Consider the following 2,380-nt stretch of genomic DNA (forward strand, 5'->3'; position numbering starts at 1 on the left):
CTTTATGCGGAATGGTATTAGATATGCACTTAACACACCTTAACCATAACAATAAGTTAATCAGGTGTCACCCAATTAGGAATTATTGAAAAATATGAATTGTCGTATAACTGTGATATTTGAAAAAGAGAAAGTTGAACAGACACATTTATAAATTAGAGAAGATTACAGCAATATATTTTGTGCCTGTCCCATTTAGCTTACAGGCTAAAATTAGCGACAAAGGGGCAAAAGCCAACTATATTTTGTCCATGTTTAAAAGCTTGTTAGCTGCCATTACCCTTTTATACGCACAATAACTGGTTTACCAATAACGAGAGCCTGGTTTATTGCAAAGATTTCTAATTTTAAATCAATTGGCTTTTCACCTGCACCGTCCAACCATGGAAACATAGCAATCCCAGTGTTATCTACCATAAACGGGGTTTTAGGGATATTAGATGGGTATTCACCTTCAAGAACACGTGCATAAAATCCAAGCTGATTTAAACGATACTTAGAACCTTTTGGCAAAGATAAGTTTAATTTGATAATTCCAGCATCCTCACATGAGCCACCAGAGTTTGCTTTAGTTCCTCGAACCAACTCGGTTTCTACTATGGGAATTGGCACTTCGTTTTTTAAAAGGCGATCACCTCGATGAGCAATATATTCAATGTTAAAGGTGAAGCCTTTTGGCCAAGGGATACTGCACCCCATAGATGAAAAGCTAGTTAAACTTAACACTAAAAATAAAAATTTACGCATAGTCTTCCTTGGCAGCTAACATTTTGATCTACGACAAATGTCTTATAACAACAGCGTAATGTCTGCCGCATAACAACAGCTTTTCAAATACGCACTTTAATACCCTCAACCATAACAATAAGTTAAGTAGATGTCACCAAATTAGAAATTGTTAAAGTACGTCACTTGTCGAATACCAGTGATGTTTGAAAAACATCGAGAACTGTATATACAAAAAAATCAAAATGGAACTGGTTATGAAATCCCCTTTTTTATGCACCCAAAGCACCATTTCATGTTATCTCTATTGGGTAACCGCCTTTATGCGATTTTATAACTTGTTGCATCTCAATCATTTGATGCAATAAATGTGTGCCTGTCCCATTTAGTTTTTTCAGCGGCGATTTTATGCGATTGTTATCTGCTTGATTGGCAGGTTACCTGATTTTCTTTAACCAAAAGCACCACACGCTTATGAACCTCGTTATTTGTAACGTAACCACACTTACCCGACAAGACAAGACCACTTTCAATTTTGAACTGGTATTGATAAACACCGTCAATTTGCTCTAACGCATAGTAAATCGTGTTCTTCGATCCAGCATAAATGGGACCAATGTCCAATCCTGAACTTGGCAAGTTAACTCTTGCGCTTTCGACTGCCGATTTTGAGTTGTTTATCACCGTTACACTGGGAAGCACAAAAAAGTAAGTATGGTATGCCGCAAACAGAATGCACACCAGTGCTGCCACAATCTTGAATGTTAATTTCATAAGCTCCCGAAAGCACATAACATTTTTATCTACAACAAATGTTGTATAACAACAACTTTTCAAATACGCACTTTAATACCCTCAACCAGAACAGTAAGTTAAGCAGATATCACTAAGTTAGAAACGTTCAATTTGCAACTTTGTTATATAGCGCTTTCAACCTAAATGCTTGTATCTTTTCTTAAGCTTTTCGAACTTGTTAACTCTTTTATTATGTTCTTTGACACTATAAAAGCCAGCAACAAAAGAAAATACCCACACTATCAAGAAGCCCAAAAAATAAGCTCCAATCAAGATGAAAAACAATAGTACAGCAATTGTCGCAAGTAACTTATTACTATAAAACAAACCAAATGGACCAAAGAGTAACACCAATACGAATTGCTTAAAGTTACTCTTTATTTCAGCAGTTTCTAATTCCATAACTTCAGAGCTAAATAGACATAATGACTCCCACACGGTGCTAGCCTCCGCATTTTTGTGGGTTAGCTTAAAGCCAGAGCCATAATTAGTTTGTCAAATAACTAAATAGCAGAGGCTAGCATGACTAAACATAACATACTTTTCATTGGCTTAGATACTCATAAAGAATTCATTGAGGTTGCCTACATTGAAGATAATCGCGGCGCACACCCCATTCATTTCGGTCGTATTTCTTCTGCTAAAGTAGCTATAAAAAGGCTCATCAGGCAATTTGAATCTAAATACCCTAATGCAACTATACATTTCGTTTATGAAGCTGGCCCTTGTGGTTACTGGATTTATCGCTTAATTACTTCTCTTGGGCATTGCTGTTACGTAGTTGCCCCCTCGCTTATCCCTAAAAAGCCTGGTGAACGTGTTAAAACTGACAAGCGTAATGCACTTAAATTAGCTAAAT

General features: G+C 36.5%; 3 protein-coding genes and 1 pseudogene. 1 reads left to right on the forward strand and 3 read right to left on the reverse strand.

Annotated elements, in window-relative coordinates; all coding sequences use genetic code 11:
* Nucleotides 1-276 precede the first annotated feature (276 nt).
* From N477_RS01715 to N477_RS01725, 3 genes are all read right to left on the reverse strand, one after another.
* Nucleotides 277-747, reverse strand: coding sequence for a hypothetical protein (locus tag N477_RS01715; RefSeq protein WP_063363388.1), 471 nt, complete (start codon nt 745-747; stop codon nt 277-279).
* A 396-nt stretch (nt 748-1,143) separates the two neighbouring features.
* Nucleotides 1,144-1,500, reverse strand: coding sequence for a hypothetical protein (locus N477_RS01720; RefSeq protein ID WP_063363389.1), 357 nt, complete (start codon nt 1,498-1,500; stop codon nt 1,144-1,146).
* Nucleotides 1,501-1,656: 156 nt separating this feature from the next.
* A complete protein-coding gene (locus N477_RS01725; RefSeq protein WP_063363390.1) occupies nt 1,657-1,923 on the reverse strand; it encodes a hypothetical protein in 267 nt (88 codons plus the stop codon).
* 120 nt (nt 1,924-2,043) lie between these two features.
* Here N477_RS01725 and N477_RS01730 point away from each other — a divergent pair.
* A pseudogene (locus tag N477_RS01730) lies at nt 2,044-2,380 on the forward strand (IS110 family transposase); the annotation flags it as partial.

It is taken from the genome of Pseudoalteromonas luteoviolacea H33-S, assembly GCF_001625695.1.
GTDB lineage: Bacteria > Pseudomonadota > Gammaproteobacteria > Enterobacterales > Alteromonadaceae > Pseudoalteromonas > Pseudoalteromonas luteoviolacea_B.

Excerpts from the sequence above, each read along its gene's own strand:
- N477_RS01715 (WP_063363388.1), bottom strand. The coding sequence starts at position 747 with ATGCGTAAATTTTTATTTTTAGTGTTAAGTTTAACTAGCTTTTCATCT.
- N477_RS01720 (WP_063363389.1), bottom strand. The coding sequence starts at position 1,500 with ATGAAATTAACATTCAAGATTGTGGCAGCACTGGTGTGCATTCTGTTT.
- N477_RS01725 (WP_063363390.1), bottom strand. The coding sequence starts at position 1,923 with ATGGAATTAGAAACTGCTGAAATAAAGAGTAACTTTAAGCAATTCGTA.